Source organism: Achromobacter sp. MFA1 R4 (assembly GCF_900156745.1).
Taxonomy (GTDB): domain Bacteria; phylum Pseudomonadota; class Gammaproteobacteria; order Burkholderiales; family Burkholderiaceae_B; genus Achromobacter.
Genome location: NZ_LT707065.1, coordinates 6,131,350 through 6,157,675 on the forward strand (window position 1 = coordinate 6,131,350; position 26,326 = coordinate 6,157,675).

At 65.9% G+C, this 26,326-nt stretch carries 24 protein-coding genes; 15 read left to right on the top strand and 9 right to left on the bottom strand.

Annotated features, from left to right (window positions below; translation table 11 throughout):
- Positions 1-47: 47 nt before the first annotated feature.
- From ptsP to thrS, 6 genes are all read right to left on the bottom strand, one after another.
- Positions 48-1,757 (bottom strand): phosphoenolpyruvate--protein phosphotransferase, encoded by a 1,710-nt coding sequence (ptsP, locus tag BXA00_RS28105; protein ID WP_076522157.1) that lies wholly within the window; start codon positions 1,755-1,757, stop codon positions 48-50.
- A 103-nt stretch (positions 1,758-1,860) separates the two neighbouring features.
- Entirely contained in the window at positions 1,861-2,130 is a 270-nt protein-coding gene (locus BXA00_RS28110) for an HPr family phosphocarrier protein (RefSeq protein ID WP_006387993.1), read from the bottom strand.
- Positions 2,131-2,238: 108 nt separating this feature from the next.
- Positions 2,239-2,640, bottom strand: a complete 402-nt coding sequence (locus BXA00_RS28115) for a PTS sugar transporter subunit IIA (protein ID WP_076521650.1) — start codon at positions 2,638-2,640, stop codon at positions 2,239-2,241.
- A 15-nt stretch (positions 2,641-2,655) separates the two neighbouring features.
- A complete protein-coding gene (gene gshB / locus BXA00_RS28120; protein WP_076521651.1) occupies positions 2,656-3,639 on the bottom strand; it encodes a glutathione synthase in 984 nt (327 codons plus the stop codon).
- A 165-nt stretch (positions 3,640-3,804) separates the two neighbouring features.
- Positions 3,805-4,356 carry a translation initiation factor IF-3 gene (infC, locus tag BXA00_RS28125; protein WP_076521652.1) on the bottom strand — a complete coding sequence of 184 codons (552 nt, stop codon included), beginning with the start codon at positions 4,354-4,356 and terminating at the stop codon, positions 3,805-3,807.
- Positions 4,357-4,376: 20 nt separating this feature from the next.
- Positions 4,377-6,329: a threonine--tRNA ligase gene (gene thrS / locus BXA00_RS28130; protein WP_076521653.1), complete on the bottom strand. Its 1,953-nt coding sequence runs from the start codon at positions 6,327-6,329 to the stop codon at positions 4,377-4,379.
- Positions 6,330-6,936: 607 nt separating this feature from the next.
- Between thrS and BXA00_RS28135 the strand changes: the two genes are divergently transcribed.
- The gene (locus BXA00_RS28135; RefSeq protein WP_076521654.1) at positions 6,937-7,680 is read left to right on the top strand and encodes a response regulator transcription factor; all 744 of its coding nucleotides are present in this window, start codon (positions 6,937-6,939) and stop codon (positions 7,678-7,680) included.
- 28 nt (positions 7,681-7,708) lie between these two features.
- On the opposite strand, the gene hemN is transcribed toward BXA00_RS28135, so the two are convergent.
- Complete coding sequence (gene hemN / locus BXA00_RS28140; RefSeq protein WP_083714355.1) at positions 7,709-9,139, bottom strand: oxygen-independent coproporphyrinogen III oxidase; 1,431 nt, start codon at positions 9,137-9,139, stop codon at positions 7,709-7,711.
- A gap of 167 nt (positions 9,140-9,306) precedes the next feature.
- Between hemN and BXA00_RS28145 the strand changes: the two genes are divergently transcribed.
- The 10 genes from BXA00_RS28145 to BXA00_RS28190 all read left to right on the top strand — a co-directional run bounded on the left by BXA00_RS28145 (position 9,307) and on the right by BXA00_RS28190 (position 19,913).
- The gene (locus tag BXA00_RS28145) at positions 9,307-9,573 is read left to right on the top strand and encodes a hypothetical protein (protein WP_076522159.1); all 267 of its coding nucleotides are present in this window, start codon (positions 9,307-9,309) and stop codon (positions 9,571-9,573) included.
- Between the two features lie 289 nt (positions 9,574-9,862).
- Positions 9,863-10,603, top strand: coding sequence for a FadR/GntR family transcriptional regulator (locus BXA00_RS28150; RefSeq protein ID WP_076521655.1), 741 nt, complete (start codon positions 9,863-9,865; stop codon positions 10,601-10,603).
- Complete coding sequence (locus tag BXA00_RS28155; protein ID WP_076521656.1) at positions 10,600-11,853, top strand: Zn-dependent hydrolase; 1,254 nt, start codon at positions 10,600-10,602, stop codon at positions 11,851-11,853. Before BXA00_RS28150 ends, BXA00_RS28155 begins: the two co-directional genes overlap by 4 nt.
- A 539-nt stretch (positions 11,854-12,392) precedes the next feature.
- On the top strand, positions 12,393-13,970 hold the full coding sequence (locus BXA00_RS28160; RefSeq protein WP_076521657.1) for an ABC transporter substrate-binding protein: 1,578 nt from the start codon (positions 12,393-12,395) through the stop codon (positions 13,968-13,970).
- Between the two features lie 102 nt (positions 13,971-14,072).
- Positions 14,073-15,080: an ABC transporter permease gene (locus BXA00_RS28165; protein WP_076521658.1), complete on the top strand. Its 1,008-nt coding sequence runs from the start codon at positions 14,073-14,075 to the stop codon at positions 15,078-15,080.
- Positions 15,077-15,916, top strand: a complete 840-nt coding sequence (locus BXA00_RS28170; RefSeq protein WP_076521659.1) for an ABC transporter permease — start codon at positions 15,077-15,079, stop codon at positions 15,914-15,916. Before BXA00_RS28165 ends, BXA00_RS28170 begins: the two co-directional genes overlap by 4 nt.
- A gap of 9 nt (positions 15,917-15,925) precedes the next feature.
- Positions 15,926-17,566, top strand: a complete 1,641-nt coding sequence (locus tag BXA00_RS28175) for an ABC transporter ATP-binding protein (RefSeq protein WP_076521660.1) — start codon at positions 15,926-15,928, stop codon at positions 17,564-17,566.
- Positions 17,567-17,605: 39 nt separating this feature from the next.
- Complete coding sequence (locus BXA00_RS28180) at positions 17,606-17,896, top strand: cupin domain-containing protein (protein WP_076521661.1); 291 nt, start codon at positions 17,606-17,608, stop codon at positions 17,894-17,896.
- Between the two features lie 46 nt (positions 17,897-17,942).
- The gene (locus BXA00_RS28185) at positions 17,943-19,007 is read left to right on the top strand and encodes a histone deacetylase family protein (protein ID WP_076521662.1); all 1,065 of its coding nucleotides are present in this window, start codon (positions 17,943-17,945) and stop codon (positions 19,005-19,007) included.
- Between the two features lie 15 nt (positions 19,008-19,022).
- Positions 19,023-19,913 carry a DMT family transporter gene (locus BXA00_RS28190; RefSeq protein WP_076521663.1) on the top strand — a complete coding sequence of 297 codons (891 nt, stop codon included), beginning with the start codon at positions 19,023-19,025 and terminating at the stop codon, positions 19,911-19,913.
- Positions 19,914-19,939: 26 nt separating this feature from the next.
- Here BXA00_RS28190 and BXA00_RS28195 read toward each other — a convergent pair whose 3' ends face one another.
- Positions 19,940-20,965 (bottom strand): LacI family DNA-binding transcriptional regulator, encoded by a 1,026-nt coding sequence (locus BXA00_RS28195; RefSeq protein ID WP_076521664.1) that lies wholly within the window; start codon positions 20,963-20,965, stop codon positions 19,940-19,942.
- Positions 20,966-21,093: 128 nt separating this feature from the next.
- Between BXA00_RS28195 and BXA00_RS28200 the strand changes: the two genes are divergently transcribed.
- The 4 genes from BXA00_RS28200 to BXA00_RS28215 all read left to right on the top strand — a co-directional run bounded on the left by BXA00_RS28200 (position 21,094) and on the right by BXA00_RS28215 (position 25,869).
- A complete protein-coding gene (locus BXA00_RS28200; protein ID WP_076521665.1) occupies positions 21,094-21,651 on the top strand; it encodes a TRAP transporter small permease in 558 nt (185 codons plus the stop codon).
- Positions 21,652-21,697: 46 nt separating this feature from the next.
- Positions 21,698-22,978: a TRAP transporter large permease gene (locus BXA00_RS28205; RefSeq protein WP_076521666.1), complete on the top strand. Its 1,281-nt coding sequence runs from the start codon at positions 21,698-21,700 to the stop codon at positions 22,976-22,978.
- Between the two features lie 29 nt (positions 22,979-23,007).
- Positions 23,008-24,024 carry a TRAP transporter substrate-binding protein gene (locus tag BXA00_RS28210; RefSeq protein WP_076521667.1) on the top strand — a complete coding sequence of 339 codons (1,017 nt, stop codon included), beginning with the start codon at positions 23,008-23,010 and terminating at the stop codon, positions 24,022-24,024.
- A gap of 63 nt (positions 24,025-24,087) precedes the next feature.
- A complete protein-coding gene (locus tag BXA00_RS28215; protein ID WP_076521668.1) occupies positions 24,088-25,869 on the top strand; it encodes an IlvD/Edd family dehydratase in 1,782 nt (593 codons plus the stop codon).
- 35 nt (positions 25,870-25,904) lie between these two features.
- Here BXA00_RS28215 and BXA00_RS28220 read toward each other — a convergent pair whose 3' ends face one another.
- Positions 25,905-26,300, bottom strand: a complete 396-nt coding sequence (locus BXA00_RS28220) for a YbaN family protein (RefSeq protein ID WP_076521669.1) — start codon at positions 26,298-26,300, stop codon at positions 25,905-25,907.
- Between the last annotated feature and the right edge of the window lie 26 nt (positions 26,301-26,326).

A 26,326-nucleotide genomic window follows, 5' to 3' on the forward strand; every position in this document is an offset into this window, starting at 1 on the left:
CGTAGGTGTCAACCTATGGCAGGACGGGTCAGCTACGCCGCAAAAAATCAGACTGGACCGAGGGCATCCAGGTCGACGGGCAGCGCCCGATTCAGCGCCGCCGCCACCTTGATGCGCAGCGCATTGGAATGCGCCCGGCGGATTTCGCGTTTGACGTCCAGGAGCTGCTGGGGGTGCATCGAGAACTCGGTCAGGCCCAGTCCCAGCAGCAGCCGCGTCATGCGCGAGTCGCCCGCCATTTCGCCGCAGACGGCGACCGGCTTGCCCGCGCGTTCGCCGGCGTTGATGGTGTTGGCCACCAGGCGCAGGACCGCCGGGTGCAGCGGGTCGTACAGCCCCGCCACATCGTGGTCGCCCCGGTCGATGGCGAGCGTGTATTGAATCAGGTCGTTGGTGCCGATGGACAGGAAGTCCAGCGCCTGGGCGAAGGGTTCGATCGCAATGGCGATCGCGGGAACCTCGACCATGGCGCCCACTTCCATGTGCGGCGCATAGGCCTGGCCCCGGGCGTCGAGCTCGCGCCGGGCAGCCTCGATCGCGGCCTTGGTGGCCACGACCTCATGCATATGGGAGATCATCGGGATCAGCAGCCGCACCGGCCCGTGGGCCGAGGCGCGCAGGATCGCCCGCAACTGGGTCGCGAACATTTCCGGACGCGCGAGGCAATAGCGGATGGCGCGCTGGCCCAGCGCGGGGTTGGTTGCGACGGTGGCTTCGCCGTCCAGGGTCTTGTCCGAACCGATGTCCAGCGTGCGGATCGTGACGGGCCGGCCGGCCATGACCTTCACGACAGAGGCATAGGCCTCGTACTGTTCTTCTTCGCCGGGCAGGTCCGGCCGCCCCATGAAGAGGAATTCGCTGCGAAAGAGCCCGATGCCATGCGCGCCGGACGCCAGCGCAATCGCGGCTTCGTCCGGCAGCTCGATGTTGGCATGCAGGACGATGTCGATCCCGTCCAGGGTGATGGAGGGCTCGTCGCGCAAGAGGCTGAGCTCCGCGCGCTCGTCCGCGTAGACGGCTTGCCGGCGGCGGTATTCCTCGAGGATGCGGTCCGATGGATTGACCACCACCGCGCCGACCGAACCGTCGATGATCAGCATGTCGCCGTCGCGGACCAGTTCGCGCACATTGCCCATTGCGACCACCGCGGGCACGCCCATGCTGCGCGCGACGATCGCCGTGTGCGAGGTCGGGCCGCCCAGGTCGGTGACGAAGGCGGCGAACCGGCCGCCGCGCAGACGCAGCATGTCCGCGGGAGAGATATCATGCGCCACCACGACCAGGGCGTCGTCGCCGCCCATGTGGGACATGTCGGGCAGAATGGCCGAGGTGCCCGCCAGAACGTGCAGCACACGTTCGATCACCTGGCGCACATCCGCCCCGCGCTCGCGCAGGTATTCGTCCTCCATGGCGTCGAACTGCTGCCCCAGGATCTGGCCCTGCGTCGTCAACGCCCATTCGGCGTTGTAGTGGCGCTCGGCGATCAGGGCAAGCGTCTGTTCGGCCAACAGGGGATCGCCCAGCAACAGGCTATGGACATTGAGCATCGCACCCAGTTCGCGCGGCGCGTCGGCCGGCAGCGTGTCGGCCAGTTGCAGCAGTTCCTGCTGCGCCGATGCCAGGGCTTGGGTCAGGCGGCTGCTTTCGGCGGGCACGTCTTCCGGCGCGATGCGGTAGTGCGCGACTTCCAGCGCGGCGGCGCCCATGACGACGGCGCGGCCGATGGCGTATCCCTTGGCGACGCCTTTTCCGTACAGACACACAACGGGGCTGGCAGAGCCAGCCCCGTTGCGAGCGTCGGAGGGGGACGCGGACGAACCGGCCGAAGCGGGGCCCCGGCCGGTTGCTTCAGAAGGCATTCTATTCCTGCTCACCGAATTTGCTGTCGAACAAGGTTTCGATTTCGGAAAGGGCCTGCTCGGCATCGCTGCCGGAAGCCTCCAGCTTGACCGTCACGCCGAGCCCGGCTGCGAGCATCATGACGCCCATGATGCTCTTGGCGTTCACACGCTGCGCACCTCGGGAGATGAAGATTTCGCTGGAGAACTTGCTTGCAAGCTGCGTCAGCTTGGCCGCGGCCCGAGCGTGCAATCCCAGTTTGTTGCTGATGACAATGTCAGTATTAGGCATAGGAAAGAGGATGACCGCGGGCTACGCCGCGGTGTTGATCGCAGCCAATCGTCGAACCGATCTTCGGCTAGAAATAATAGCCGACATAATAGGGCAATTTTCCGCCCGTCAGTCTACACGCAAGACGCCCTGCACCCCGCCGGCGAGCGCCTTTTCGCGCGTCTCGGCCAGCGGCAGGTTGCGGTAAGTCAACGCCCGCAGCAGCATCGGCGTGTTGAGCCCCGCCAGCACACAGCACTGGATGCCCTGGGCCTGGGCATCGGCGACGGCGCGCTTGGAAATATTGGCGGGCGTGGCGCCGATCAGGTCGGTCAACACCAGCACGCCGCCCCCATGATCCTGTTCGAGGATGTCTTTCAGGACATCCGGCGCCAGGTCGTCCGGCAGGTCTTCCGGCTGGATGTCATGGATTGCGAGCATGCCGTCCAGATTGCCCATGACGTGGCTCGCGCACTCGCGCATGGCGGCGCCCAGGGGCGCATGCACGACGATCACAATACCCGTGGTCATGTTGGTTCCGGGGAATCAGGCAGCGGCGGCGCCGGGCGCGGCGGCACCGGCCACCGCTTTTTCCAGCGCCTGCACGAACATGCCGGCGACGTCGAAGCCGGTCTGTTCGGCGATTTCCACGAAACAGGTGGGACTGGTGACATTGACTTCGGTGACGTAGTCGCCGATGACGTCCAGGCCGACCAGCAGCAGGCCGCGGGCCGCCAGCTTGGGCGCCACGGCCTCGGCGATCTCGCGGTCGCGCGGGGACAGCTCTTGCGCCACGCCACGGCCGCCGGCGGCCAGATTGCCGCGCGTCTCGCCCGCCAGAGGGATGCGGGCCAGCGAATACGGCACAGGTTCGCCGCCGATCAGCAGGATGCGCTTGTCGCCCTTGACGATGTCGGGAATGTAGCGCTGCGCCATGATGGTGCGCGCGCCGTTGTCGGTCAGCGTTTCCAGGATGGCGTTCAGGTTGGGGTCCTTGGGCTGCAGGCGGAACACGCCGGTGCCGCCCATGCCGTCCAGCGGCTTGACGATGACATCCTGGTGCTTGTCGTGAAAGGCTTTCAGGCGGGCCATGTTGCGCGTCACCAGCGTGGGCGCGGCGAACTCGCTGATCTCGGTGATGGCCAGCTTTTCAGGATGGTTGCGGATGGCCGCACCGCCGTTGAACACGCGCGCGCCCTGGGCTTCGGCGTATTCGAGCAGGTGCGTGGAATACACGTATTCCATGTCGAAAGGCGGGTCCTTGCGCATCACGACCGCACCGAAATCGGCCAGCGGCAGATCCCGCGCGGCCGATTCTCGCCACCAGTCGTTGCCGTGCAGGTCGGCATCCGCGACCAGCTCGATCGGGGTGGTGGACGCCTTGACGATGCCCGCCTCGATATAGAGATCGCCCTGCATGGCCACGCTGAGCGTGTGACCGCGCGCCACGAGGGCCCGCATCATGGCGACAGAACTGTCCTTGTACGCTTTGAGCAGCGGCAAGGGATCCAAAACGAACAAAACGTGCATCGCGACACCCTGAACGGACGCCGCCTCCCCTCGCGGGAAGGCGGCTATGCTTTGTGACATCGTAGCCCAGAGCCGCCCAATAAGCGAACCCGCCGGTCACGAGACGGACACGGCGGGTTGCAGGAATGGAAGGCTGGGCCTTGCCTAAACGGGTACGGCTGGCGCTCAGGCCGCCGATTCAGGCTTGCCCGCAGGCACGGCCTTCTTCTTCGGCGCCAGCACCATGACCATCTGACGGCCTTCGAGCTTGGGCATGGCTTCGACCTGGGCAAGTTCCAGCAGATCGTCGCGCACACGTTCAAGCACTCGCATACCGAGTTCCTGGTGAGCCATTTCGCGGCCACGGAAACGCAGCGTCACCTTGGCCTTGTCGCCTTCCTCGAGGAAGCGGCGCAGGTTGCGCAGCTTGACCTGATAGTCACCCTCGTCGGTCGCCGGACGGAACTTCACTTCCTTGACCTGGATGACCTTCTGCTTGGAACGGGCTTCGGCTTGGCGCTTTTGCTCTTGGTACTTGAACTTGCCGTAGTCCATCAAACGGCAGACCGGGGGCTCGGCGTTCGGCGCGATTTCCACCAGATCCACGTCGCTTTGCTCGGAAAGGCGGAATGCCTCGGCAATCTTGACGATGCCCAGCTGTTCTCCGTCCAGACCTATCAGGCGCACCTCGGGGACGCGGATTTCACCGTTGATGCGATTGGCTTTTTCAGTGGCGATGTTGAAAGCTCCTAGAAATGTTAAGCAGCGCTGCTATCAGGTTGATTGACGTCGCGGCGGGTGGCCACGTCCTCGGCCAACCGCGCGACGAAGTCGTCGTAAGCGATGGCGCCAAGGTCCAGGCCGCCCAGTCCACGTACGGCGACAGTGCCGTTTTGTTTTTCCTTGTCGCCGACGACAAGAATGTACGGCACCTTTTGCAGGCTGTGCTCCCGAATTTTACGAGTGATTTTTTCACCGCGCAAATCGGACTCTACTCTAAAGCCTTGTTTTTTCAGGCTTTGCGTAATTTGGGCCGCATAATCGGCCGAAGGTTCGGAAATGCAACACACCACGGCCTGCACCGGAGCCAGCCAGGGCGGCATGGCGCCTGCGTGGTTTTCGATCAACATGCCGATGAAACGCTCGAGCGAACCGAGGATCGCGCGGTGCAGCATGACCGGGGGACGGCGCTGGTCGTTCTGGTCCACGTACTCGGCGCCCAGGCGCACGGGCATGGAGAAATCCACCTGGATCGTACCGCATTGCCAGTGACGGCCGATGGCATCCTTGAGCGTGTATTCCACCTTGGGACCGTAGAACGCGCCCTCGCCCGGGGAAATTTCGAACTCGCAGCCGGTGCGGCGCAGGCTTTCCATCAGGGCGGATTCGGCCGTATCCCAGACCTCGTCCGAGCCGATGCGCTTTTCAGGGCGCGTGGCGACCTTGTACAGGACTTCGGTGAAGCCGAAGTCGCGGTAGACCTTTTGCAGCAGGGCCGTGAAATCGGCGCATTCGTCCTGGAGCTGGTCTTCGGTACAGAAGATGTGGCCGTCGTCCTGGGTAAAGCCGCGCACGCGCATCATGCCGTGCAGCGAGCCCGAGGGTTCGTTGCGATGGCATTGGCCGAATTCACCGTAGCGCAGGGGCAGCTCGCGGTAGGAATGCAGGCCGGCGTTGAAAATCTGCACGTGGCCCGGGCAGTTCATCGGCTTCAGGCCATAGACGCGGTTTTCGGACTCGGTCGTGAACATGTTTTCACGATAGTTATCCCAGTGGCCGGTCTTTTTCCAGAGCGAAATGTCCAGGATCTGCGGCGCCTTGACTTCCTGGTAGCCGTTGTCGCGATACACGCTGCGCATGTACTGCTCGACCTGCTGCCACAGGGTCCAACCCTTGGGATGCCAGAAGATCAGGCCAGGCGCTTCGTCCTGGAAGTGGAACAGGTCGAGTTCGCGGCCGATCTTGCGGTGATCGCGGCGCTCGGCTTCTTCCAGCATGTGCAGGTAGGCTTCCTGCTCTTCCTTGGTCGCCCAGGCGGTGCCGTAGATGCGCTGGAGCATCTCGTTCTTGCTGTCGCCGCGCCAGTAGGCGCCGGCCACCTTCATCAGCTTGAAGACCTTGAGCTTGCCCGTGGACGGCACGTGCGGGCCGCGGCACAGGTCGATGAAGTCGCCTTCACGGTACAGGCTGAGCGTCTCGTTGGAGGGGATCGACGCGATGATCTCCGCCTTGTACTTTTCGCCGATGCTCTTGAAGAACTCGACGGCGTCGTCGCGCGACCATTCTTCGCGCGTGACGACTTCGTCCTTCTTGGCCAGTTCGGCCATCTTCTTTTCGATGGCGGCCAGGTCTTCGGGCGTAAAGGGACGCTTGTACGAGAAATCGTAGTAGAAGCCGTTATCGATCACGGGGCCGATGGTGACCTGCGCATCCGGGAACAGTTCCTTGACCGCGTAGGCCAGCAGGTGCGCCGTGGAATGGCGAATCAGATCCAGGCCATCGGCGTCCTTGGCGGTCACGATGGCCAGGCGGGCGTCGCCCTCGATGCGGAAACTGGTGTCGACGAGGCGGGATTCGGCGCCGTCAACCGTCACGCGGCCGCCCAAGGCCGCCTTCGCCAGGCCCGTACCGATCGATTGCGCCACTTCGGCGACCGTTACCGGCCCCGGAAATTGGCGCTGCGAACCATCGGGCAATGTGATCTGTACCATCGGGAGTGCTTCCTGGGGTTCTTGGAACTGAAAAATCGAAAAACAGAAACGAAAAACGCGGCTTCAAAGCCGCGTTCATTTGATTGTCTTGATGAGTCCTACCGCTGACCTGACACGGTGAAACCCGACGCACGAAAAAACTAACGCGACATAGGGCGAAAGTTCCGGGTCGTAGTTCGTGCGCGCGGGAAAAACATGTCTTTTGGGACCGGTTGGTAGGCGCCGCCGGGCGGCGCGCAGCACATACAGCAAAACAAATGCAGCCTTGAAAGCTGCATGGATCGTTGCCGATTGTAGCACCGTTTGCGGCTCGATCGTGGCGAAAACGCGACGGCGGACAGCCAGGGGACTGCATCGTCTGGCAGCGGGCTTTATAACGCCACGTTTGCCGTTTTTCGACCCTCTCTGGATCCCGCTGGTATATGTGTCCCGAATTTCCGCCAGACCGATGGTGCATCGGTCTGATTTTGCCCCCTCTCTCGTCCGAACCGCCCATCGAGAACGTAATCTGCCCACGAAATTCTAGGACCCGCTGGGACCCGCGCCGCCCTCCCGCCACCCTGCGCACGGGCTTGCCGGCGACCCATTTTCCGATCGTGGAGCAACGATGAATCCGGTTTCAGAGTCAGCAAGCCAGGCGCCCCGCCCCTCGCCCCACGAACGCCCGGACACGCCGGCAAACGGCCCCGGCACGCGTCGCCATCTGCTGCTGTCGCGGCCGCCCCCGCTCATACGCGTAGCCATCCTGGACGACCATCCCGTGGTGGCGCTGGGTGTCGGCGCCTTCCTGGAAAGCCGACCGGGCTTTCAGGTCCTGCACCGCGAGACCTCATCGCGCGCGCTGCTGGAAAAGCTGGCGGAGGCGCCGTGCGACGTGGCGCTGATCGACTTCTACCTGCCCCTGGAACCTTGGGACGGCGTCAACTACCTGCGCCGGGTGCGGCGCTACCACCCCAACATGGCGATCATCACGTTCTCGGCGGGCAACCGGCTTGAGACCGAGTACGCCGCCTATCGCGCGGGCGCCAATGGCTACCTGGCCAAGCAGTCAGGCATGATCCTGCTGCCGGACATGATCCGCGGCGTCGTGGGCGCCAAGGCCCCGTTCCTGTCGGTTCAGGACGGCAAGATCCGCAGTTCGCCTCCGCCTGCGCCGCACGCGCTGCTGACGACGTCCGAAGTGGAGATCCTGCGCCACATCCGGCAGGGGCTGTCGGTCACGCAGATCGCCGAACGGCTGGTCCGCAGCAAGAAGACCGTCAGCACCCACAAACGCCGGGCCATGCGCAAGCTGCAGCTTTCGGACGACCTGTCGCTGGCGCTGTATCTGCGCGACAAGTTCGCCGAGTGAGCGGAGCGGCGCCTTGGCGGACCTGAAATCAGATGATGCGCGAGTAGGTGGCGCCCGTGGCGGCGGTGCGCAGGTAGCCGTCGAACGCCATGGCCACCGCGCGCACGAAGTACCAGCCCAGTCCGGTCACCCGCAATTCGCCCAGATGCAGGTTCACCAGGCCGAGTTCGGCCAGGCTGGCCATCTGCGACAGCTCTCGGCTGAAGTAGTCGCCGAATTTCAGTCCATGGCGCGCTTCGACCCGGGCGTAGTCCACGCGCCCCTGGCACATGATGTCCATGATGACGTCGCGGCGGACCAGGTCATCGGGACTGAGCGCCAGACCGCGTTCGACCGCGAACCTGCCGCCTTCGATGGCGGCGTAATAGTCGTCGAGCACCTTGGCGTTCTGGCTGTAGGTGTTGCCGATGCGTCCGATGGCCGACACGCCAAGCGCGACGAGATCACGGTCGGGCTGCGTGCTGTAGCCCTGGAAGTTGCGGTGCAGTTCGCCGCGTTGCTTGGCGATCGCCAGCGCGTCGGTATTCAGCGCGAAATGGTCCATCCCGATGTAGGTATAGCCCTGCGCCAGAAAACCCTGGATGGCCGAACTGAGCAGCCCCACGCGCGTGGCGCGGTCGGGAAGGTCTGCTTCATGAATGCGGCGCTGGGGCTTGAAGCGCTCGGGCAGGTGCGCGTAGGCGTAGAGCGCGATGCGGTCCGGGCGCAGCGCGATGACCTGCTCGATGGTCCGGGCGAAGGATTCCGTCGTCTGCAGCGGCAGGCCATAGATCAGGTCCACATTGACCGAGGCGTAGCCCAGCGCACGGGCGCTGCGCATCAACGCAGCCACGTCCTCGTACGACTGGACACGATGCACCGCCACCTGGACCCGCTCGTCAAAATCCTGCACCCCGAAGCTGAGCCGGTTGAAGCCCAGCGTCTGCAGGTAGGCCAGGCGTTCGGGCGTTGCCGTGCGGGGATCGACTTCGATGGAGATCTCGGCGTCCGGCTCGAAGCGAAAAGCGCCGCGCAGGTCCGTCATCAGCCGGGCCAGCTCTTCGTCGGACAGGAACGTCGGCGTTCCTCCTCCGAAGTGCACTTGCGACACGGGCACTCCCGAGCCCAGTTCCTGCACGTGCAAGGCGATTTCCCGGGCCAACGCATCGAGGTAGCGCGCCGCCCGGTCGTGGTGGCGCGTCACCACCTTGTTACAGGCGCAGTAATAGCAGACGGATTCACAGAACGGGACGTGGACGTACAGCGACAGCGGCTCGTCCGGACTGGCGGCGCGCCGCTGCTGCAGCGCGAGGCGATAGTCCTGGTCCCCGAAGCCTGCGTGATACCGGTCCGCCGTCGGGTACGAGGTGTACCGCGGGCCGTTCTTATCCAACCGGGCCAGCAGTTGCGGGGGAAAAAACGGCTCGGCGTTGGCGGGCGCCGGCGATTCCGAAGGTTGTGGGCGTAGGACGGCTTGCATAGCCTGGATTATTCGCCTGTGCGCACGCCCGTGACTTGATCTTGCGCAAACCCCGGGTGCCTGCCCTGCCGCCGGGCAAGCGGCCATGCGGCGCGGCCGGCCAGGCGCGGCCAGCCCGGCGCGGCCCTAAAATGCGGCGATTCAAGCCGCAAAACAAGGACGCGACAATGGAAACCGAACTGGAAGGCCGCCTGCTGGCCATGCGCCAGGCGCTGGCGATCGCCATCGCCCTATCCACCCGCAGCAGCCCCCAGGCCACCGACATGGCGCTGGAACTGCTGGACGACCTGAAGGCCAACCTGGACAGGACGCCGGCGGACAGCCCGTTTGAAAAGCCCGAGTGGGTGGTGGGCGCGCACGATGAGCTCGACGGCATCGCCCGCCTGGTGCGGGCCTTCACCCAGACCCCCGACCCCGACGAAGACGCGCAGTAATGTCGCGCCTGGCCGGGCGGCGACGGCCCGGCCATCGCTCGTGCCCTTTCGGCGGGCGCCTGTCGGCCCACACGTCGCCGCCAACGTGCTGCCGCCCCCTATCCCATCTTTTATTAGGCCCAACATTAGGCCCAAAATTAGGCCCAAACTGGCCTGACCACCAGACGAACAGCGGTGGTATCCCTCACATCGTTTTCCCTGAAATGCGTGGTTTTTCCTTTTATTTCAATAGCGAGGTGCCTATATTGGTGGCCTGACCACCAGACCAACGTTTCGTGCAGACCGCCCGATGAGCACCTTCCAAGCCGTCGCAGTCACTCGCCTGTACCGCATGATCGCCGACCAGATCGCCGGGCGGATCAGGGCTGGCGATTTCCCCCGCGGCCGGCGGCTGCCTTCGGAAAGAGACCTGGCCGAACAGTTGCAGGTCAGCCGCGCATCGATCCGCGAAGCGCTGATCGCGCTTGAGATCGAGGGTTACGTAGAGGTCCGCGTCGGCACCGGCGTGTTCGTCGCCGACAAGGAAGGCAGCGCCGGGGCCCCGGGCGGCGGCTCGATCGCCGACGCGGCGCACAGCGCCGACGACATCGGCCCGTTTGACCTGCTGGAAGCCCGTCTCATCATCGAACCCGAATGCGCCGGCATGGCCGCGCAGCACGCCACGCCGGCCCAGCTTGCCGCGATCCGCGAGGCCCACGAGGGCATGTCGCTGACCGACGCGCCGGGACGCCACGACCGGGAATTCCACAGCGCCATCGCCGCCGCGTGCGGCAACGCCGCGCTGGCCGCGTCGGTGGCCCATCTGTGGAACCTGACGCAGTCCAGCTCGGTGTACCGCCGGATGCAGGACTACTTCGTCGACACCAAGGTGTGGGCAGTGGCCCACGCCGAACACCAGCGCATCCTGGCCGCCATCGTGGCGCGCGACCCCATCCGCGCGCGCCATGCGATGCATGCGCACCTGCTTGGCATCCTGGCGCGGTTGCGCGAGGACTTTGCCGACCTTTCCCATCACCGAGGCGACCTATGACGACTCCCCCCCTGTCCATCGACGGCAACCGGCTGTGGCAGTCCTTGATGGACCTGGCGCGGATCGGCGCCACCCCCAAGGGCGGCAACTGCCGCCTGGCCCTGACCGCGTTGGACGGACAGGGCCGCGACCTGGTCACCGGCTGGATGCGCGACGCCGGGCTGACGGTGCGCGTGGACCAGGTCGGCAACATCTTCGCCCGGCGCGCCGGGCGCAATGACAGCCTGCCGCCGGTCATGACGGGCAGCCACATCGACACCCAGCCCACCGGCGGCAAGTTCGATGGCTGCTATGGGGTGCTGGCCGGGCTGGAGGTCATGCGCACGCTCAATGACGCGGGGGTGCAGACCGAAGCGCCGCTGGAAGTGGCTATCTGGACCAACGAAGAAGGTTCGCGCTTCGTGCCCGTCATGATGGGCTCGGGCGTCTTCGCCGGGAAATTCCCGCTTGAAACCGCCCTGTCCGCCCGGGACGCGCAGGGCATCAGTGTGCGCGACGAACTCCAGGCCATCGGCTACGCGGGCGCCGACCCCGTGGGCGGGCGCCCGGTGGACGCCTATTTCGAGGCGCATATCGAACAAGGCCCGATCCTCGAGCACGAGGAAAAGACCATCGGCGTGGTGACCGGGTCGCTCGGCCTGCGCTGGTACGACGTTACGGTGACGGGCATGGAAATGCATGCCGGCCCGACGCCCATGGCGATCCGGCGCGACGCGCTCTTTGCCACGAGCTTCCTGCTGCAGGCCGTCGTGAACATCGCGAATACCCACCAGCCCCATGGGCGCGGCACCGTGGGAGAGATTCATGCGCATCCGGGCTCGCGCAATGTGATTCCCGGGCAGGTCCGCTTCACCACGGACCTGCGCCATGAGGACGAAGCCACGCTGGAACGCATGGACCGGGAATGGCGGCGCGTATGCGACGACATCGCGGTTGCCCACGGCGTACGCGTCGACGTGAAGGACGTGCAGTATTTCCCGCCGACGCCGTTCGATCCGGATCTGGTCGACAAGGTGCGCAACGGCGCCGCGAACCGCGGCCTGCCCGCCATGAACATCGTCACCGGCGCCGGACACGACGCCGTCTACATGGCCGCCGTCGCGCCCACGGCGATGATCTTCGTGCCCTGCAAGGACGGCGTCAGCCACAACGAAATCGAGGATGCCCGGCCGGACCACCTGGAGGCCGGCTGCAATGTGTTGCTCGACGCCATGGTGGCGCGGGCCAACGGCGCGCACGCGCGCCCATGACGCGGACCATCGCCATGCCCACACCCATACCCATACCCATACCCACACCGCCGCCGCAGGGCCAGCCCGATGAACCCTCCGGATAGCACGCCATTACGGAACTCCCGCATGGAATGCCGGGATAGACCGACCAAGCCGTAGCCAGCACGCCTGATTTGTCCAACAAAAATGCAAAGGGGAAAAAACTTGCAGCCGGACACTCAACGCACCGTTGCCGCCATCCAAGCCCGGGGGCCTTGCCTTGACCGGGCGCCGCCTGCCGCCTTGGCCATCCGCGCGCCCAGCGCGGCGCCGCCCGGCGCCCGCCCGGGGCGCCGCGGCAGCGGGCCCGCCGCCCTCTCCCCGCACCGCTGAATTCGCCGCTTTGGTGCGCGGCGCCTTGTCCAGCATGTATCCAGCACCTGAAAGAAGCATTGTTGCAGCAGCTCCACCCGCAGTACCCGAGAAGCGCAGGTGGCATGAGGTTTGCTTGATTCGGCACGGCATCCGCCGCGCCCGAGCGGCCGCCTGTCAGACCCTTTCCAGCCCGGAGGCTCGCAGTGAAATCGAAAAAATGGTTTTCCCTAAGCATCGGCGCACTGGTCCTTGCGGCCGCGCTGCCCGCCACGCAGGCCTTGGCCCAGACCAAGGGCGGCACGCTGAACATGATCGTCCAGCCGGAACCGCCGGTGATCGTCACGGCCATCAATCAGCAGGGGCCGACGCAGTTCGTCGCGGGCAAGATCTACGAGAGCCTGCTGACCTACTCCACCGACCTCAAGCCGCAGCCCGGCCTGGCCAAGTCCTGGGAAGCCGCCGCGGACGGGCTGACGTATACCTTCCATCTGCAGGACAACGTGAAGTGGCATGACGGCAAGCCCTTTACGTCCGAGGACGTCGTGTTCTCGCTGTCGGAAATGCTGCCCAAGACCCATGCGCGCGCCCGCGTCATCCTGAACAAGTTCGTGGAGTCGGTGCAGGCGCCCGACGCCAAGACGGTGGTCATCAAGCTGAAGACGCCGTTCCCGGCGTTCATGCTGATGTTCGAGCCGGGCTTTGCCCCGATGATGCCCAAGCATCTGTATGCGGGCACCGACTACATGACCAATCCGGCCAACCAGAAGCCCGTGGGCACCGGCCCCTTCGTGTTCAAGGAATGGAAGCGCGGCGAATACATCAAGCTGGCGCGCAACCCCGACTACTGGAAGCCCGGCAAGCCCTACCTGGACGAACTGGTGTTCAACGTGATTCCCGATTCGGCCTCGCGCGCCGTGGCCTTCGAACGCGGCAGCGTCGATGTGCTGCGCGGCGGTGATGTGGACAACGTCGACATCAAGCGCCTGCGCGGCCTGCCCAATGTGGAATACACCACCGCCGGCTGGGAGATGTTCTCGCCGCAGGCGTACCTGATCTTCAACATGCGCAAGCCGCCCTTCGACAACCTGAAGGTGCGCCAGGCCGTCATGGCGGCGATGAACCGCAACATGGTGGTCAACAACATCTTCTTCGGCCTGGGCAAGGTCTCGACGAGCCCCTTCGTGACCACGGAGATGTTCTATGACAAGAACATGCCGCCGATGCCGTTCGACATGAAGAAGGCGCGCGCGCTGATCAAGGAATCCGGTATCAAGCCGGGTGACTACACGATCCGCCAGCTGAGCTTTCCGTACGGCTCCACCTGGGACCGCCTGGGCGAATACACCAAGCAGGCGCTGGAACAACTGGGCTTCAAGGTAAATGTGGAGTCCACCGATGCGGGCGGCTGGGCCAGCCGCACCGGCAACTGGGACTTCGACCTGACCACCACCTTCACCTACCAGTACGGCGACCCCGCGCTGGGCGTGCAGCGGCTGTATATCTCGTCGAACATCGTCAAGGGCTCGCCCTTTGCCAACGTGCAGGGCTACAGCAACCCCGAGACCGACAAGCTGTGGGAGGCCGCCGCCTCCGAGGTCGACCCGGCCAAGCGCCAGGCGCTCTACACGAAGATCCAGACGACGCTGGTCAACGAGGTCGCCAACGGCTTCCTGGTGGATATGGAGTTTCCCACCCTGTATCGCGCCAACGTGAAGAACCTGGTGAAGACCGCCATCGGCCTGAATGAGTCGTTCGACGACGTCTACATCGAAAAGAAGTAAGCGCCCCCGAGACGCCGCCGCGGGGCTTCCCGCGGCGGTGGAGCCTGGCCGCGCGACGGGCATGCTTGTCGCTGGCGCGCCCGTCCTGAAAGGACCCGAAGCATGAGATTCCTGTCTTTCCTGTTGTCCCGCATCGGCAAGGCCCTGGTGGTCGTGCTGGGCGTGGTGATCATCAACTTTTTCCTGATCCGGCTCGCGCCCGGCGATCCCGCCGCCGTGCTGGCGGGCCAGGCCGGCGCGGGCGACGCGGCCTATGTAGAGCAGTTGCGCGTGGCCTTTGGCCTGGACAAGCCGGTCCTGACGCAGCTGTTTCTCTACCTGAAGGGCGTGGTCCAGCTCGACCTGGGATTTTCCTACCGCAACCATGTGCCGGTGCTGGACCTGATCGTCGAACGCCTGCCGGCCACGTTCCTGCTCATGTCCTGCGCCTTTGTCTTCTCCATCGTGCTGGGCGTGCTGCTGGGCGTCGTGGCCGCCAAGGCGCGTTACCGCAACAAGCGCCGCTGGATCGACAGCTCGGTGATGACCGGTGCGCTGCTGCTGTACGCCACGCCGCTGTTCTGGCTGTCGCTGATGGGCATCCTGCTGTTCTCCGTGGTGCTGGGCTGGCTGCCCGCGTTTGGCATGGAAACCGTGGGGGCGAACCTGACGGGCTGGGCGCGCGCGGCCGACATTGCGCAGCACCTGGTCCTGCCCACCGTGACGCTGGGCTGCTTTTTCATGGCGGTCTATGTGCGGCTGACCCGCGCGTCGATGCTGGAAGTGATCGGCATGGATTTCGTGAAGACGGCGCGCGCCAAGGGCGTGAGCCCCAGCCGCGTGATCCGCGCGCACGTGCTGCGCAACGCGCTGCTGCCGGTGATTACATTCGCGGGCATCCAGCTCGGGCAGATGGCGGGCGGCGCGGTCCTGACGGAAACCGTGTTCGCGTGGCCCGGCATCGGACGCCTGATGTTCGACGCCCTGCTGCAACGGGACTACCAGCTCTTGCTGGGGATCTTCCTGGTCACCTCCATCATGGTCGTGGTGTTCAACCTGCTGACCGACGTGCTTTACCGCCTGATCGATCCGCGCATCGGCGCGGGCGCGCAGCAAGGAGCCTCCGCATGAAGTCATTTGCCCGACGTTACCTGCGCAACTACGGAGCGGTGGCCGGCCTGGTCATCATGCTGATCGTGGTGGCCGTGGCCCTGGCGGCGCCCCTGCTCTACGAAGAGTCGCCCTGGATGATGGTGGCCGATCCGCTCATCCCGCCCTTCACGAACGCGGACTATCCGTTCGGCACAGACATGCTGGGCCGCGACATCACCGCCGGCCTGGTCTGGGGCGCGCGGGTGTCCCTGATGGTGGGCCTGCTGTCGACCGCCGTGGCGCTGCTGTTCGGCATTCTGGTCGGATCGGTGGCCGGCTATTGCGGCGGCCGCGTGGACGATGCGCTGATGCGCTTCACCGAGTTCTTCCAGACCATTCCGCAATTGGCGATGGCGGTCGTGCTGGTCGCCATCCTGAGCCCGTCGGTGTATTCGATCATGGGCGCGATCGCGGTCGTGTCCTGGCCGCCCGCGGCGCGGCTGGTCCGCTCGGAGTTCATGACGCTCAAGCAGCGCGAATTCGTGCAGGCGGCCATCGTGATCGGACAGACGCCCGCGCGCATCGTGGGGACGCAGATCCTGCCCAACGCCATGTCGCCCATCATCGTGTCGGCCTCGTTCATGGTGGCGACCGCCATCCTGACGGAATCGTCGCTGTCCTTTTTGGGACTGGGCGACCGCAACCTGATGAGCTGGGGTTTCATGATCGGCGCGGCGCGCACCATGATCCGCGAGGCCTGGTGGATGAGCGTGTGGCCCGGCGTGGCCATCCTGCTGACCGTGCTGGCCATCAACCTGATCGGGGAAGGCCTGAACGACGCCCTCAACCCGCAACTGCGCAAGCGCGGCGAATAGGAGACCGGCATGAATGCAAATCCAGAAACCGCACCGCTGCTGTCCATCCAGAACCTGACCATCGCGCTGCCCCGGGGCGGCGACCGCCCCTACGCGGTGCAGGACGTGTCGTACGACATCCGCGCGGGCGAGATCCTGTGCATCGTCGGCGAATCCGGCTCGGGCAAGTCCATGAGCGCCAACGCCATCATAGGACTGCTGCCCGACTACCTGACGCCGCAGCAGGGCCGCATCCTGTTCCGCGGCCAGGACCTGCTGCGGCTCGACGAACCCGCCCTGCAGGCCATGCGCGGCAAGGACATGGCGATGATCTTCCAGGAGCCGCTGTCGGCCCTGAACCCGCTGATGACCGTCGGCGAGCAGATCAGCGAGGTGATGCGCGTGCACGACGCCTATCCGGGCGCGGCGCGCCTGAAACGCACGCTGGAACTGCTTGAATTCGTGGGGCTGCCCGATCCGGCCACGCTGTATCACGTGTATCCGTTCCGGCTGTCCGGCGGCCAGCGGCAGCGGGTCATGATCGCCATGGCGCTGGCGCTGGAGCCGGCGCTCCTGATCGCCGACGAGCCCACGACCGCGCTGGACGTCACCACGCAGGCGCAGATCCTGGCGCTGATCGCGCGCATCCAGAAAGAAAAAGGCATGGGCGTGATGTTCGTCACCCACGATTTCGGGGTGGTGGCCGAGATCGCCCACCGCGTCGCGGTCATGGAGAAAGGCGTGCTGGTCGAGCAAGGCCCCGCCAGCGAGGTACTCAACCGGCCCCGCCACCCTTACACCCAGCGCCTGATCGCGGCGGTGCCGCACCGCCGCGGCGAGGAACGCGCCGAAAGCGCCAACGACCGGCCGGTGCTGGAAGTCAAGGACCTGAAGAAGACCTACGTGATCGGCCACGGCTGGCTGGGCGGCAAGCGCGAGGTGCATGCGGTGGACGGCGTGAGCTTTGCCGTGCGGCGCGGCGAGACGCTGGGCATCGTGGGCGAATCCGGATCGGGCAAGTCCACCATCGGCAAATGCCTGCTGAAGCTGGTGGGCATCAATGCCGGCCAACTGCTCTTTGACGGCCAGGACATCGCCGCCCTGTCCGAGTCGCGCTTTCGGCCGATGCGGCATCAGATCCAGATGATCTTCCAGGACCCGTTCGCCTCGCTCAACCCCCGCCACACCGTGGGCCGCATCATCAGCGACGGCCCCGTCGCCAATGGGGTACCCCGCGCGCAAGCCGAGGTCCGGGTGCGCGAGCTGCTGTCGCTGGTGGGCCTGGACCCGTCCGCCTTCGACCGCTACCCGAACCAGTTTTCGGGCGGCCAGCGCCAGCGCATCGGCATCGCGCGCGCCCTGGCGCTGGAGCCCAAGGTGTTGGTCGCCGACGAATCGGTGTCGGCGCTGGACGTCTCGGTGCAGGCGCAGGTGCTGCAACTGCTGCACGACCTGCAGCAGCGGCTGAAGATCGCGCTGGTGTTCATCACCCATGACCTGCGCGTGGCGGCGCAGATCTGCAATTCGGTGCTGGTCATGCACCGGGGCAAGGTGGTGGAGTACGGATCGCCCGCGCAGATCTTCGACAACCCGCAGCACGCCTATACGCGCCAGTTGATCGCGGCCGTGCCGGGCCAGCACTGGGATCCCACCAAGGCCCAGGCCGCCTGACCCGGCGGCAACCATTCACCGACTACCAGGAGAACTTCCATGCAACGCCCCGCCGCCGTTCCCACCGTGCAGATCGACAACGAGCTGGTCACCGTCACCGAGTGGCGCTTTCCCCCGGGTGGAGAGACGGGCTGGCACCGCCACGGCATGAACTACGTGGTCGTGCCGCAAACCACCGGCCCCCTGCTGCTGGACACCCCCAACGGCCAGGTCACCAGCCAGCTCACCACCGGCGTGGCGTACTACCGGCCGGTGGGTATCGAGCACAACGTCATCAACCCCAGCGACACGGAATTCGTGTTCGTCGAAATCGAACTCAAGCGGGCCTGAACCCGCGCATCCGGCTCCCACCGCGACGGCCGCTACGAGGATATCCATGAAGGCGTTTTTCTCCGAAGAACAGTTGCTGCATTCCCCCCGCCAGTTCATGCGGCTGGGGCGCATTACCGCGCCGACCGACCTGCCGTCCCGCGCGGAAAGCCTGCAAGGCGCGCTGGCGGCCCGGGGCATCCGGGTCGAAGCGCCCGCCGACTACGGCCGCAAGCCGCTCGAGCATGTCCACAGCACGGATTACCTGGACTACCTGGAAACCGCCTATGCGCGTTGGCAGGCCTTGAAGGCGCCCGGCGTCGATCCGGGTCCGGAGGTGCTGCCCAACCTCTCGCCCTATTACAACGGGCGTATCGACCAGGCCGGGCGAGGCCCCTGCCCATCCCCGTCCATCGTGGCGCAGACCGGCTACTACCTGAGCGACCTGTCCTGCCCCATCGGGCCGCAGACCTGGCGGTCGGCCCTGCGGTCCACCCATAGCGCGGTGGCGGCGGCGGACCACGTCGCGGGCGCGGGCAGCGTGGCGTACGCGCTGTGCCGGCCGTCGGGCCACCACGCCCACCGCGACCGTGCCGGCGGCTTCTGCTACCTGAACAGCAGCGCCACGGCGGCCAGCCGGCTGCTGCAGACGTGGTCGAAAGTGGCCGTGCTGGACGTGGACGCGCATCACGGCGACGGCACGCAGAACATCTTCTACCAGCGCGCGGACGTGATGACGGTATCGCTGCACGCCGACCCGGCGGGCTACTACCCCTTCTACACCGGTTACGCGCACGAGCGCGGGCATGGCGCGGGCGAAGGATTCAACATGAACCTGCCGCTTGCGCACGGCAGCGGCAACCCCGAATTCCTGCGGGCGCTGGACACCGCCCTGGACGCGCTGGCGGGCTACGCGCCGCAGGCGCTGGTGCTGGCGCTGGGATTCGACACCTACAAGGACGATCCCATCAGCGTGCTCAAGCTGGACATCGACGCCTACCGCGACATCGGCGCGCGCGTCGCCAGCCTGGGCGTCCCGACCGTGGTGGTGCAGGAAGGCGGCTACATGGTCGAGGCGATCGGCCCGGCGCTGGATGCGTTTCTCCAGGGTTACGGCCGTGGCGGCGCCTGACCGCGCGCCCGCCGCATGAGCGCCCTGCCCGGCTCGCTGCCCGCCCGCAGCACCACGCGCCAGACCGGCATTCTGCTGTTCTTCGCGGCGCTGGTGGCCTTTGCCACCTTCGACGCGGGGGCCAAGCAGATGCTGGAGCGCTATCCGGCGCCCTTCCTGAACGTGATGCGCTACCTGGCGGTGGTGACGCTGGCGATCGCAATGCTGTGGCGCCATGGGCGCGGCCTGCGCCTGCGCGACGCGCCGGAAAAGCCGCTGCTGGTGCTGCGCGGCGTCATGCTGGCCACCGTGGCCACCTGCTTCATGACGGCCCTGATCTGGATGCCGCTGTCCGAAGCCACCGCCATCTATTTCACGGCCCCGCTCATCATGGTCGCGCTATCGCCGTGGCTGCTGGGCGAACACGTGCGCCCGGCGCAATGGGGCGCCGTCGCCGCCGGCTTTGCCGGCATGCTGCTGATCGTGCGGCCGGGCGCCGACCTGCCGCTGCTGGGGACGCTGCTGATGGCCGTGTCGGCTGTCAGCTACGCCATCTTCCAGGTGCTGACGCGCAAGCTGTCCAACAAGGTGCCCGGGCCGGTGCAGTACGCGTACACGGCCTTCATCTGCCTGATCGTGACCGCGCTGCCGGCGCCGTTCTTCCTGCCCGACCCGTGGCCCGGACCGGCCGACACGGCCATCATCATCGCCCTGGGCGCCTGCAGCGGACTGGCGCAGATCCTGCTGATCGCCGCCTTCCAGCGCGTATCGGCCGCGACGCTTGCCCCGCTGAATTATTTCCAGCTTCTGCTGGCCGTGGGTTTCAGCACGTTCTGGTTCCAGCGTCCGCCCGACGCGCTGGCGTTGGCGGGCATGGGGCTGATCATGGCATCGGGGGTGTTCCTGGCGCTGCGCCGGGCGGGGTGACGAGCCCTCGAGCCCGACCGCCGGGCTCAGCTCGTTTCGCGCTGGACCAGCGTGAAGCCCAGGTCCACGTGCCGTTCCAGCACCGTCTCTCCCGCCAGATGCCGCATCAGCAATTGCGCGGCCGACAGGCCGATCCGGTAGCGCGGAGTCGCGATCGTGGACAGGGGCGGCGTGGTCCAGGCCGTTCCCGCGAGGTCGTGGAAACCGATGATCGCCATCTGTTCGGGCACGCGCAGCCCCTGGCGGCCGCACTGGAACACCGCGCCCTGCGCCAGGTCGTCGTTGCAGAAGAACACGGCGTCGCAATCGGGATGGCGCGTGTGCAGGTCTTCCATCAATGCCGCCCCCAGGCTGATGGAGGACTTTTCCGGCGTCATGATCTCCAGCGTTGCGTCGTACAGGCCGGCGTCGCGCAGGGCCTGGCGGCAACCCTCGCACCGGCGCAGCGAGCGCGGGTCCAGTTGCGCGCCGACGATGCCGATGCGGCGGTAGCCGCGCTCGACCAAATGGCGGCCCGCGGCGTAGCCCGAGTCGAACTGCGAGAACCCGACGCTCATGTCCTCGGCGCCGTCGAGCGTCTCGATCGTGTGCACGGTCGGAATCGCCTGGGCGCGCAGCAGCTCCCAGACACCCGGATTGTGGTCGATGCCCGTCAGCACCACCCCGTCGGGCGAATGCTGCAGGTACTTGCGCAGCAGGGCCTCTTCCTCGTCGGGCGAGTAGCCGGTCACGCCGATCAGCATGTGGTAGCCGTGCGTGTCCAGCACCTCTTTGATGCCGGTGATGATGTCCACGAACACCACGTTGCTCAGCGACGGGATCAGCACCACGATGGTCTGCGACCGCGCCGAGGCGAGCGCGCTGGCCGCGTGGTTCGGCACGTAGCCCAGTTCCTGGCAGACCCGGGCGATGTGCTGGCGCAGGTCTTCGGCCACCTTGTCCGGGGTGCGCAAGGCGCGCGACACCGTGATCGCGCTGACACCCACGCGGCGCGCGACATCCTGCATGGTGACGCGGCCGGCGCGCGAGCTTCGGGGTTTACGGACGGACATGGACCCTCGCGGTGGGTGGGAAGCGCGTAGTCTGACGCAAAAATTAGGGGTTGCCAAAGGGAAAATGTTAGCGCTAACATTCCTGCCAGCATAATCCAGAAAAATCCGGGAAACGGAAGGAGACAAACATGCAAGCTTCCCCCTCGGGGCGGCCGGGACCCACGCGTCCCGGCCGTTCGTCGCTGTCCCGCGCCGCGGACTGGTGCTTTGCGCTGCAGACCTGGCTGATGGTCGTCTGTCTGAGCGCCATGGTCGTGCTGCTGTTCGGCAACGTGGCGCTGCGCTATCTCTTTAACTCCGGCATCAACGTCTCCGACGAGATCTCACGCCTGGCCTTCGTATGGATGATTTTCCTGGGTGCGGTGATCGCGCTGCGGGAACACCAGCACATCGGCGTGACCATGCTGGTGGAACGCTTCGGCTCGGCCGCCCGCCGGGTGACGCACATCGCCTGCCAGTTGCTGATCCTGTGGGTGCTGTGGCTGATGGCCGAGGGAAGCTGGGTCCAGACCGCCATTGGCCTGGACACCGTGCTGCCCGTCACCGGCATGCCCGTAGCGGTATTCAGCGCGGCCGGTCTGTACGCCGCCGTGGCCATGGGCATCCTGACGCTCATCGACCTGGTCCGCGTGATCGCGGGCGGCCCGCTGCCGGCCGAGTCCAGCCCGGAAGACCCGGCCGTCTGACCCGGCCCTCCCCGCGCGCCTCCAACCATCCGCCCGGATACCTGCAATGATCCTGACCATTTTCCTCGTTGTGCTGCTGGGGCTGATCGCCCTGGGCATGCCGATCGCGTTCGCGTTGATCATCAGCGCGATCGTCATGATGTTCCAGCTGGATTTCTTCGACACCCAGCTCCTTGCCCAGAACATGTTGTCGGGCGCCAACAGCTTCACGCTGATGGCGGTGCCGCTCTTCATGCTGGCCGGCGAAGTCATGAACGCGGGCGGCATTTCGCGCCGCATCGTTCACCTGGCCAACACCTTCGTGGGCCACATCCAGGGCGGCCTGGGCTATGTCGCCATCTTCGCCAGCGTATTGCTCGCCTCGCTGTCGGGTTCGGCCGTGGCAGACGCGGCGGCATTGGGCTCGCTGCTGATCCCCATGCTGCGTGACAAGGGCTATGACGCCGGCCAGGCGTCGGGCCTGATCGCGGCCGGCGGCATCATCGCACCCATCATCCCGCCGTCGATCTCATTCATCATTTTCGGGGTCGCCACCAACGTGTCGATCACCAAGCTGTTCTTCGCCGGCATTGCGCCCGGCCTGATGATGGGCCTGACGCTGGTGACCGTCTGGACCTGGGTGGCGCGCAAGCACGGCAGCATCACGCCTTCGCCGCGCGAGCCCTGGAGCAATCGCTGGAAGGCGCTGCGCGGATCCCTCTGGGCGCTCATGCTGCCGGTCATCATCATTGGCGGCCTGCGGGGCGGCATCTTCACGCCGACGGAAGCCGCCGTCGTCGCGGCCGTGTATGCGCTTCTGGTCAGCCTTTTCGTCTATCGGGAGATCGGACTGCGCGACCTGGGCCGCCTTTTCATCAACGCCGCGCGCACCACTGCCGTCGTCATGTTTCTGGTGGCCGCCGCCATGGTCTCGTCGTACATGATCACCCTGGCCGATTTGCCGCAGGATCTGATCGCGCTGCTCGAGCCCGTCATGGACCAGCCCAAGCTGCTGATGTTCGCGCTGCTGATCCTGCTGACGCTGGTGGGCACGGTGATGGACCTGACCCCGACCATCCTGATCCTCGGTCCCGTGCTGATGCCCGTGGTCACCAAGGCTGGCATCGACCCCGTGTACTTCGGCGTCATGTTCGTCATGGTCGGCAGCGTCGGCCTGCTGACGCCCCCGGTGGGCACGGTGCTCAACGTCGTCTGCGGCGTCGCCCGCATCAATATGGAAACCATCTGCAAAGGGGTGTGGCGCTACGTCGTGGCCTACACCCTGCTGTTGATCCTGCTGGTGATCTTTCCCGAACTGATCACCGTACCCGCACGCTGGCTGCACTAGCGGCACCTGAAACCCCAAGGAGGAACACCATGATCAAGCATTTCAAGACCCGCATTCTTGTCCTGGCCACGGTGCTGTCCTGCACCGTCGCCGGCGTGGCCGCGGCCGCGGACGTCAAACCGCGCCTCATCCGCTTCGGCTACGGGCTGAACGAGGAAAGCGTGCAGGGCCGCGCGGCCCGCTACCTGGCGCAGGAACTCGAAAAAGCGAGCGGCGGCAAGCTCAAGATGAGGACCTTCGGATCGGCCAACCTGGGCTCCGACGAGCAGATGCAGAGCGCGCTGGTGGGCGGCGCGCAGGAAATGATGGTGGGTTCGACCGCCCCCCTGGCCGGCATGGTCAAGGAATTTGGCGTGTTCGACCTGCCGTTTCTGTTCAACAGCGAAAAGGAAGCCGATGCGGTGCTGGACGGGCAGCTCGGCCAGGAGCTCCTGAAAAAGCTCGAAGCCAAGGGGCTGGTCGGCCTGGTCTACTGGGAAAACGGCTTTCGCAATATGACCAATTCCAAGCGCCCGATCACGCGCGCCGAGGATCTGGAGGGGATCAAGCTGCGCGTCATGCAGAACCAGATCGCGCTGGGCGTCTTCAACACGCTGGGCGCCAATGCCGTGCCGATGCCGTTCTCGGAACTCTTCACCGCGCTGGAAACCCGCACGGTGGACGGCCAGGAAAATCCCATCACCACGATCCAGAGCAGCAAGTTCTATGAGGTGCAGCCCTACCTGACCATTACGCGCCACGTCTACACGCCGTGGGTGGTGATGGCCTCCAAGAAATGGTGGGACACCTTGTCGCCGGACGAACAGAAGCTCATCCGCCAGGCCGCGGCGGCGTCGCGCGATTTCGAACGCAAGGACAGCCGCGCCGATTCCACCAAGGCCATGGGCACGCTGGAAAAGAACGGCATGAAGATCAACACGGTTTCGCCCGAGGAAGTCGCCCGCATGCGCCAGAAGGTGCAGCCCGTGGTCGACAAGTACACCCAGGAACTCGGGCCCGAACTGGTCAAGCAGTTGAACGACGAAATCCAGAAGGCGCGCAACTAGCCCTGGCGGCCCGGATCGCTCTTCGGTCCGGGCCTGTATGCAACCGAAGCAAGCGAGACAGCCATGTCCCAGACCCCGCGCAGACTGCGCAGCCAGAAATGGTTCGACGATCCCTCGCACGCCGATATGACGGCGATCTACGTCGAGCGCTATCTCAACTACGGCCTGACGCGCCAGGAACTGCAATCGGGGCGGCCCATCATCGGCATCGCCCAGACGGGCAGCGACCTGGCGCCCTGCAACCGCCATCACCTGGCGCTGGCCGAACGCATCAAGGCCGGCATCCGGGACGCGGGCGGCATTCCGATGGAATTCCCGGTGCATCCGCTGGCCGAGCAAGGCCGCCGGCCCACCGCCGCGCTGGACCGGAACCTGGCTTACCTGGGCCTGGTGGAGATCCTGCATGGCTATCCGCTGGACGGCGTGGTCCTGACCACGGGCTGCGACAAGACCACCCCTGCCTGTCTCATGGCAGCGGCCACGGTGGACATCCCGGCCATCGTGCTGTCCGGCGGTCCCATGCTGGATGGCTGGCATGAAGGCCAGCGCGTGGGATCGGGCACCGTCATCTGGCACGCGCGCAACCTGATGGCCGCGGGCAAGCTGGACTACGAAGGCTTCATGACGCTGGCGACCGCCTCGTCGCCGTCGATCGGCCACTGCAACACCATGGGCACCGCCCTGTCCATGAACTCGCTGGCCGAAGCGCTGGGCATGTCCCTGCCCACCTGCGCCAGCATCCCCGCGCCCTACCGCGAGCGCGGCCAGATGGCCTATGCCACCGGCATGCGCATCTGCGACATGGTGCGCGAAGACCTGCGTCCGTCCCACATCATGACCCGGCAGGCGTTCGAGAACGCCATCGTCGTCGCGTCGGCCCTGGGCGCGTCCACCAACTGCCCGCCCCACCTGATCGCCATGGCCCGCCACGCGGGCATCGACCTGAGCCTGGACGACTGGCAGCGTTTGGGCGAAGACGTGCCCTTGCTGGTCAATTGCGTGCCAGCGGGCGAACACCTCGGCGAAGAATTTCACCGCGCGGGCGGGGTGCCGGCCGTCTTGCATGAACTGCTGGCCGCCGGCCGCCTGCATCCGGACTGCCGGACCGTGTCCGGCAAGACCATCGGCGAGATCGCCGCCGCGTCCAAAACCCACAACGCCGACGTGATCCGCACTTGCGACGCGCCGCTCAAGCACCGCGCGGGCTTCATCGTGCTGTCGGGCAATTTCTTTGACAGCGCCATCATCAAAATGTCGGTCGTGGGCGAGGCATTCCGCCGCGCCTACCTGTCCGAACCCGGTTCGGAGAACGCATTTGAGGCGCGGGCCATCGTATTCGAGGGACCGGAGGACTATCACGCCCGCATCGAGGACCCTGCCCTGAATATCGACGAGCACTGCATCCTGGTGATCCGCGGCGCCGGCACGGTCGGTTACCCAGGAAGCGCGGAAGTCGTGAACATGGCGCCCCCTTCGCACCTGCTCAAGCGCGGCATCGACTCGCTGCCCTGCATGGGAGACGGGCGCCAGAGCGGCACCTCAGCCAGTCCGTCGATCCTGAACATGTCGCCCGAAGCCGCGGTGGGCGGTGGACTGGCGCTGCTGCGCACGGGCGACAGGATCCGGGTCGATTTGAACCAGCGGTCGGTCACCTTGCTGGTGGACGAAGCGGAATTGGACAAGCGTCGCCAGGATCCGCCGTACGAAGCGCCGCCCTCGCAGACGCCCTGGCAGGAACTGTACCGGCAGACCGTGGGGCAGTTGTCGACGGGCGGCTGCCTGGAGGCTGCAACCCTTTACTTGAAGGTAGTGGAGACGCGCGGCGATCCGCGGCATTCGCATTGAAAGAGGGTGCCGGGTCGGTCGACGACGGGCGCTGGCTACTCGCCTGGCCGCGTGCTGGCCGACCCGTCGATCTTCGGGCTCGGCCGGCTGACGACATACGCCGCGCTGGCCAGAAAGAAGATGCCCACGCCGACGGCGAGCGCCAACGAGGGATGCGCGCTCCAGTAAAACAGCAGATAGCCCGCCGCCATCCCCACGCAAGCGTACGCCTTCCCCTTGCGCGACACGGCGCCCTGCTCGCGCCACGCGCGCAACGACGGGCCGTACGTCGGACTATCCAGCAGCCATTTCTCGAGCCGTGGCGACGAGCGGGAAAAGCAGGCCACTGCCAGGATCAGGAAGATCGTCGTCGGCATCACCGGCAGGAAGGCGCCGATGACACCCAGCGCCAGCATCAGGCAGCCCAGGCATAACCAAAGTGCTCTCATCATGATGGTGTGCAGGATATCGCAATTGC

Coding starts and splice junctions, on each gene's coding strand:
- BXA00_RS28110 (WP_006387993.1), bottom strand. CDS start 2,130: ATGCCTAATACTGACATTGTCATCAGCAACAAACTGGGATTGCACGCT.
- BXA00_RS28115 (WP_076521650.1), bottom strand. CDS start 2,640: ATGACCACGGGTATTGTGATCGTCGTGCATGCGCCCCTGGGCGCCGCC.
- gshB (WP_076521651.1), bottom strand. CDS start 3,639: ATGCACGTTTTGTTCGTTTTGGATCCCTTGCCGCTGCTCAAAGCGTAC.
- thrS (WP_076521653.1), bottom strand. CDS start 6,329: ATGGTACAGATCACATTGCCCGATGGTTCGCAGCGCCAATTTCCGGGG.
- BXA00_RS28135 (WP_076521654.1), top strand. CDS start 6,937: ATGAATCCGGTTTCAGAGTCAGCAAGCCAGGCGCCCCGCCCCTCGCCC.
- hemN (WP_083714355.1), bottom strand. CDS start 9,139: ATGCAAGCCGTCCTACGCCCACAACCTTCGGAATCGCCGGCGCCCGCC.
- BXA00_RS28145 (WP_076522159.1), top strand. CDS start 9,307: ATGGAAACCGAACTGGAAGGCCGCCTGCTGGCCATGCGCCAGGCGCTG.
- BXA00_RS28150 (WP_076521655.1), top strand. CDS start 9,863: ATGAGCACCTTCCAAGCCGTCGCAGTCACTCGCCTGTACCGCATGATC.
- BXA00_RS28155 (WP_076521656.1), top strand. CDS start 10,600: ATGACGACTCCCCCCCTGTCCATCGACGGCAACCGGCTGTGGCAGTCC.
- BXA00_RS28165 (WP_076521658.1), top strand. CDS start 14,073: ATGAGATTCCTGTCTTTCCTGTTGTCCCGCATCGGCAAGGCCCTGGTG.
- BXA00_RS28170 (WP_076521659.1), top strand. CDS start 15,077: ATGAAGTCATTTGCCCGACGTTACCTGCGCAACTACGGAGCGGTGGCC.
- BXA00_RS28175 (WP_076521660.1), top strand. CDS start 15,926: ATGAATGCAAATCCAGAAACCGCACCGCTGCTGTCCATCCAGAACCTG.
- BXA00_RS28180 (WP_076521661.1), top strand. CDS start 17,606: ATGCAACGCCCCGCCGCCGTTCCCACCGTGCAGATCGACAACGAGCTG.
- BXA00_RS28185 (WP_076521662.1), top strand. CDS start 17,943: ATGAAGGCGTTTTTCTCCGAAGAACAGTTGCTGCATTCCCCCCGCCAG.
- BXA00_RS28190 (WP_076521663.1), top strand. CDS start 19,023: ATGAGCGCCCTGCCCGGCTCGCTGCCCGCCCGCAGCACCACGCGCCAG.
- BXA00_RS28195 (WP_076521664.1), bottom strand. CDS start 20,965: ATGTCCGTCCGTAAACCCCGAAGCTCGCGCGCCGGCCGCGTCACCATG.
- BXA00_RS28200 (WP_076521665.1), top strand. CDS start 21,094: ATGCAAGCTTCCCCCTCGGGGCGGCCGGGACCCACGCGTCCCGGCCGT.
- BXA00_RS28205 (WP_076521666.1), top strand. CDS start 21,698: ATGATCCTGACCATTTTCCTCGTTGTGCTGCTGGGGCTGATCGCCCTG.
- BXA00_RS28210 (WP_076521667.1), top strand. CDS start 23,008: ATGATCAAGCATTTCAAGACCCGCATTCTTGTCCTGGCCACGGTGCTG.
- BXA00_RS28215 (WP_076521668.1), top strand. CDS start 24,088: ATGTCCCAGACCCCGCGCAGACTGCGCAGCCAGAAATGGTTCGACGAT.
- BXA00_RS28220 (WP_076521669.1), bottom strand. CDS start 26,300: ATGATGAGAGCACTTTGGTTATGCCTGGGCTGCCTGATGCTGGCGCTG.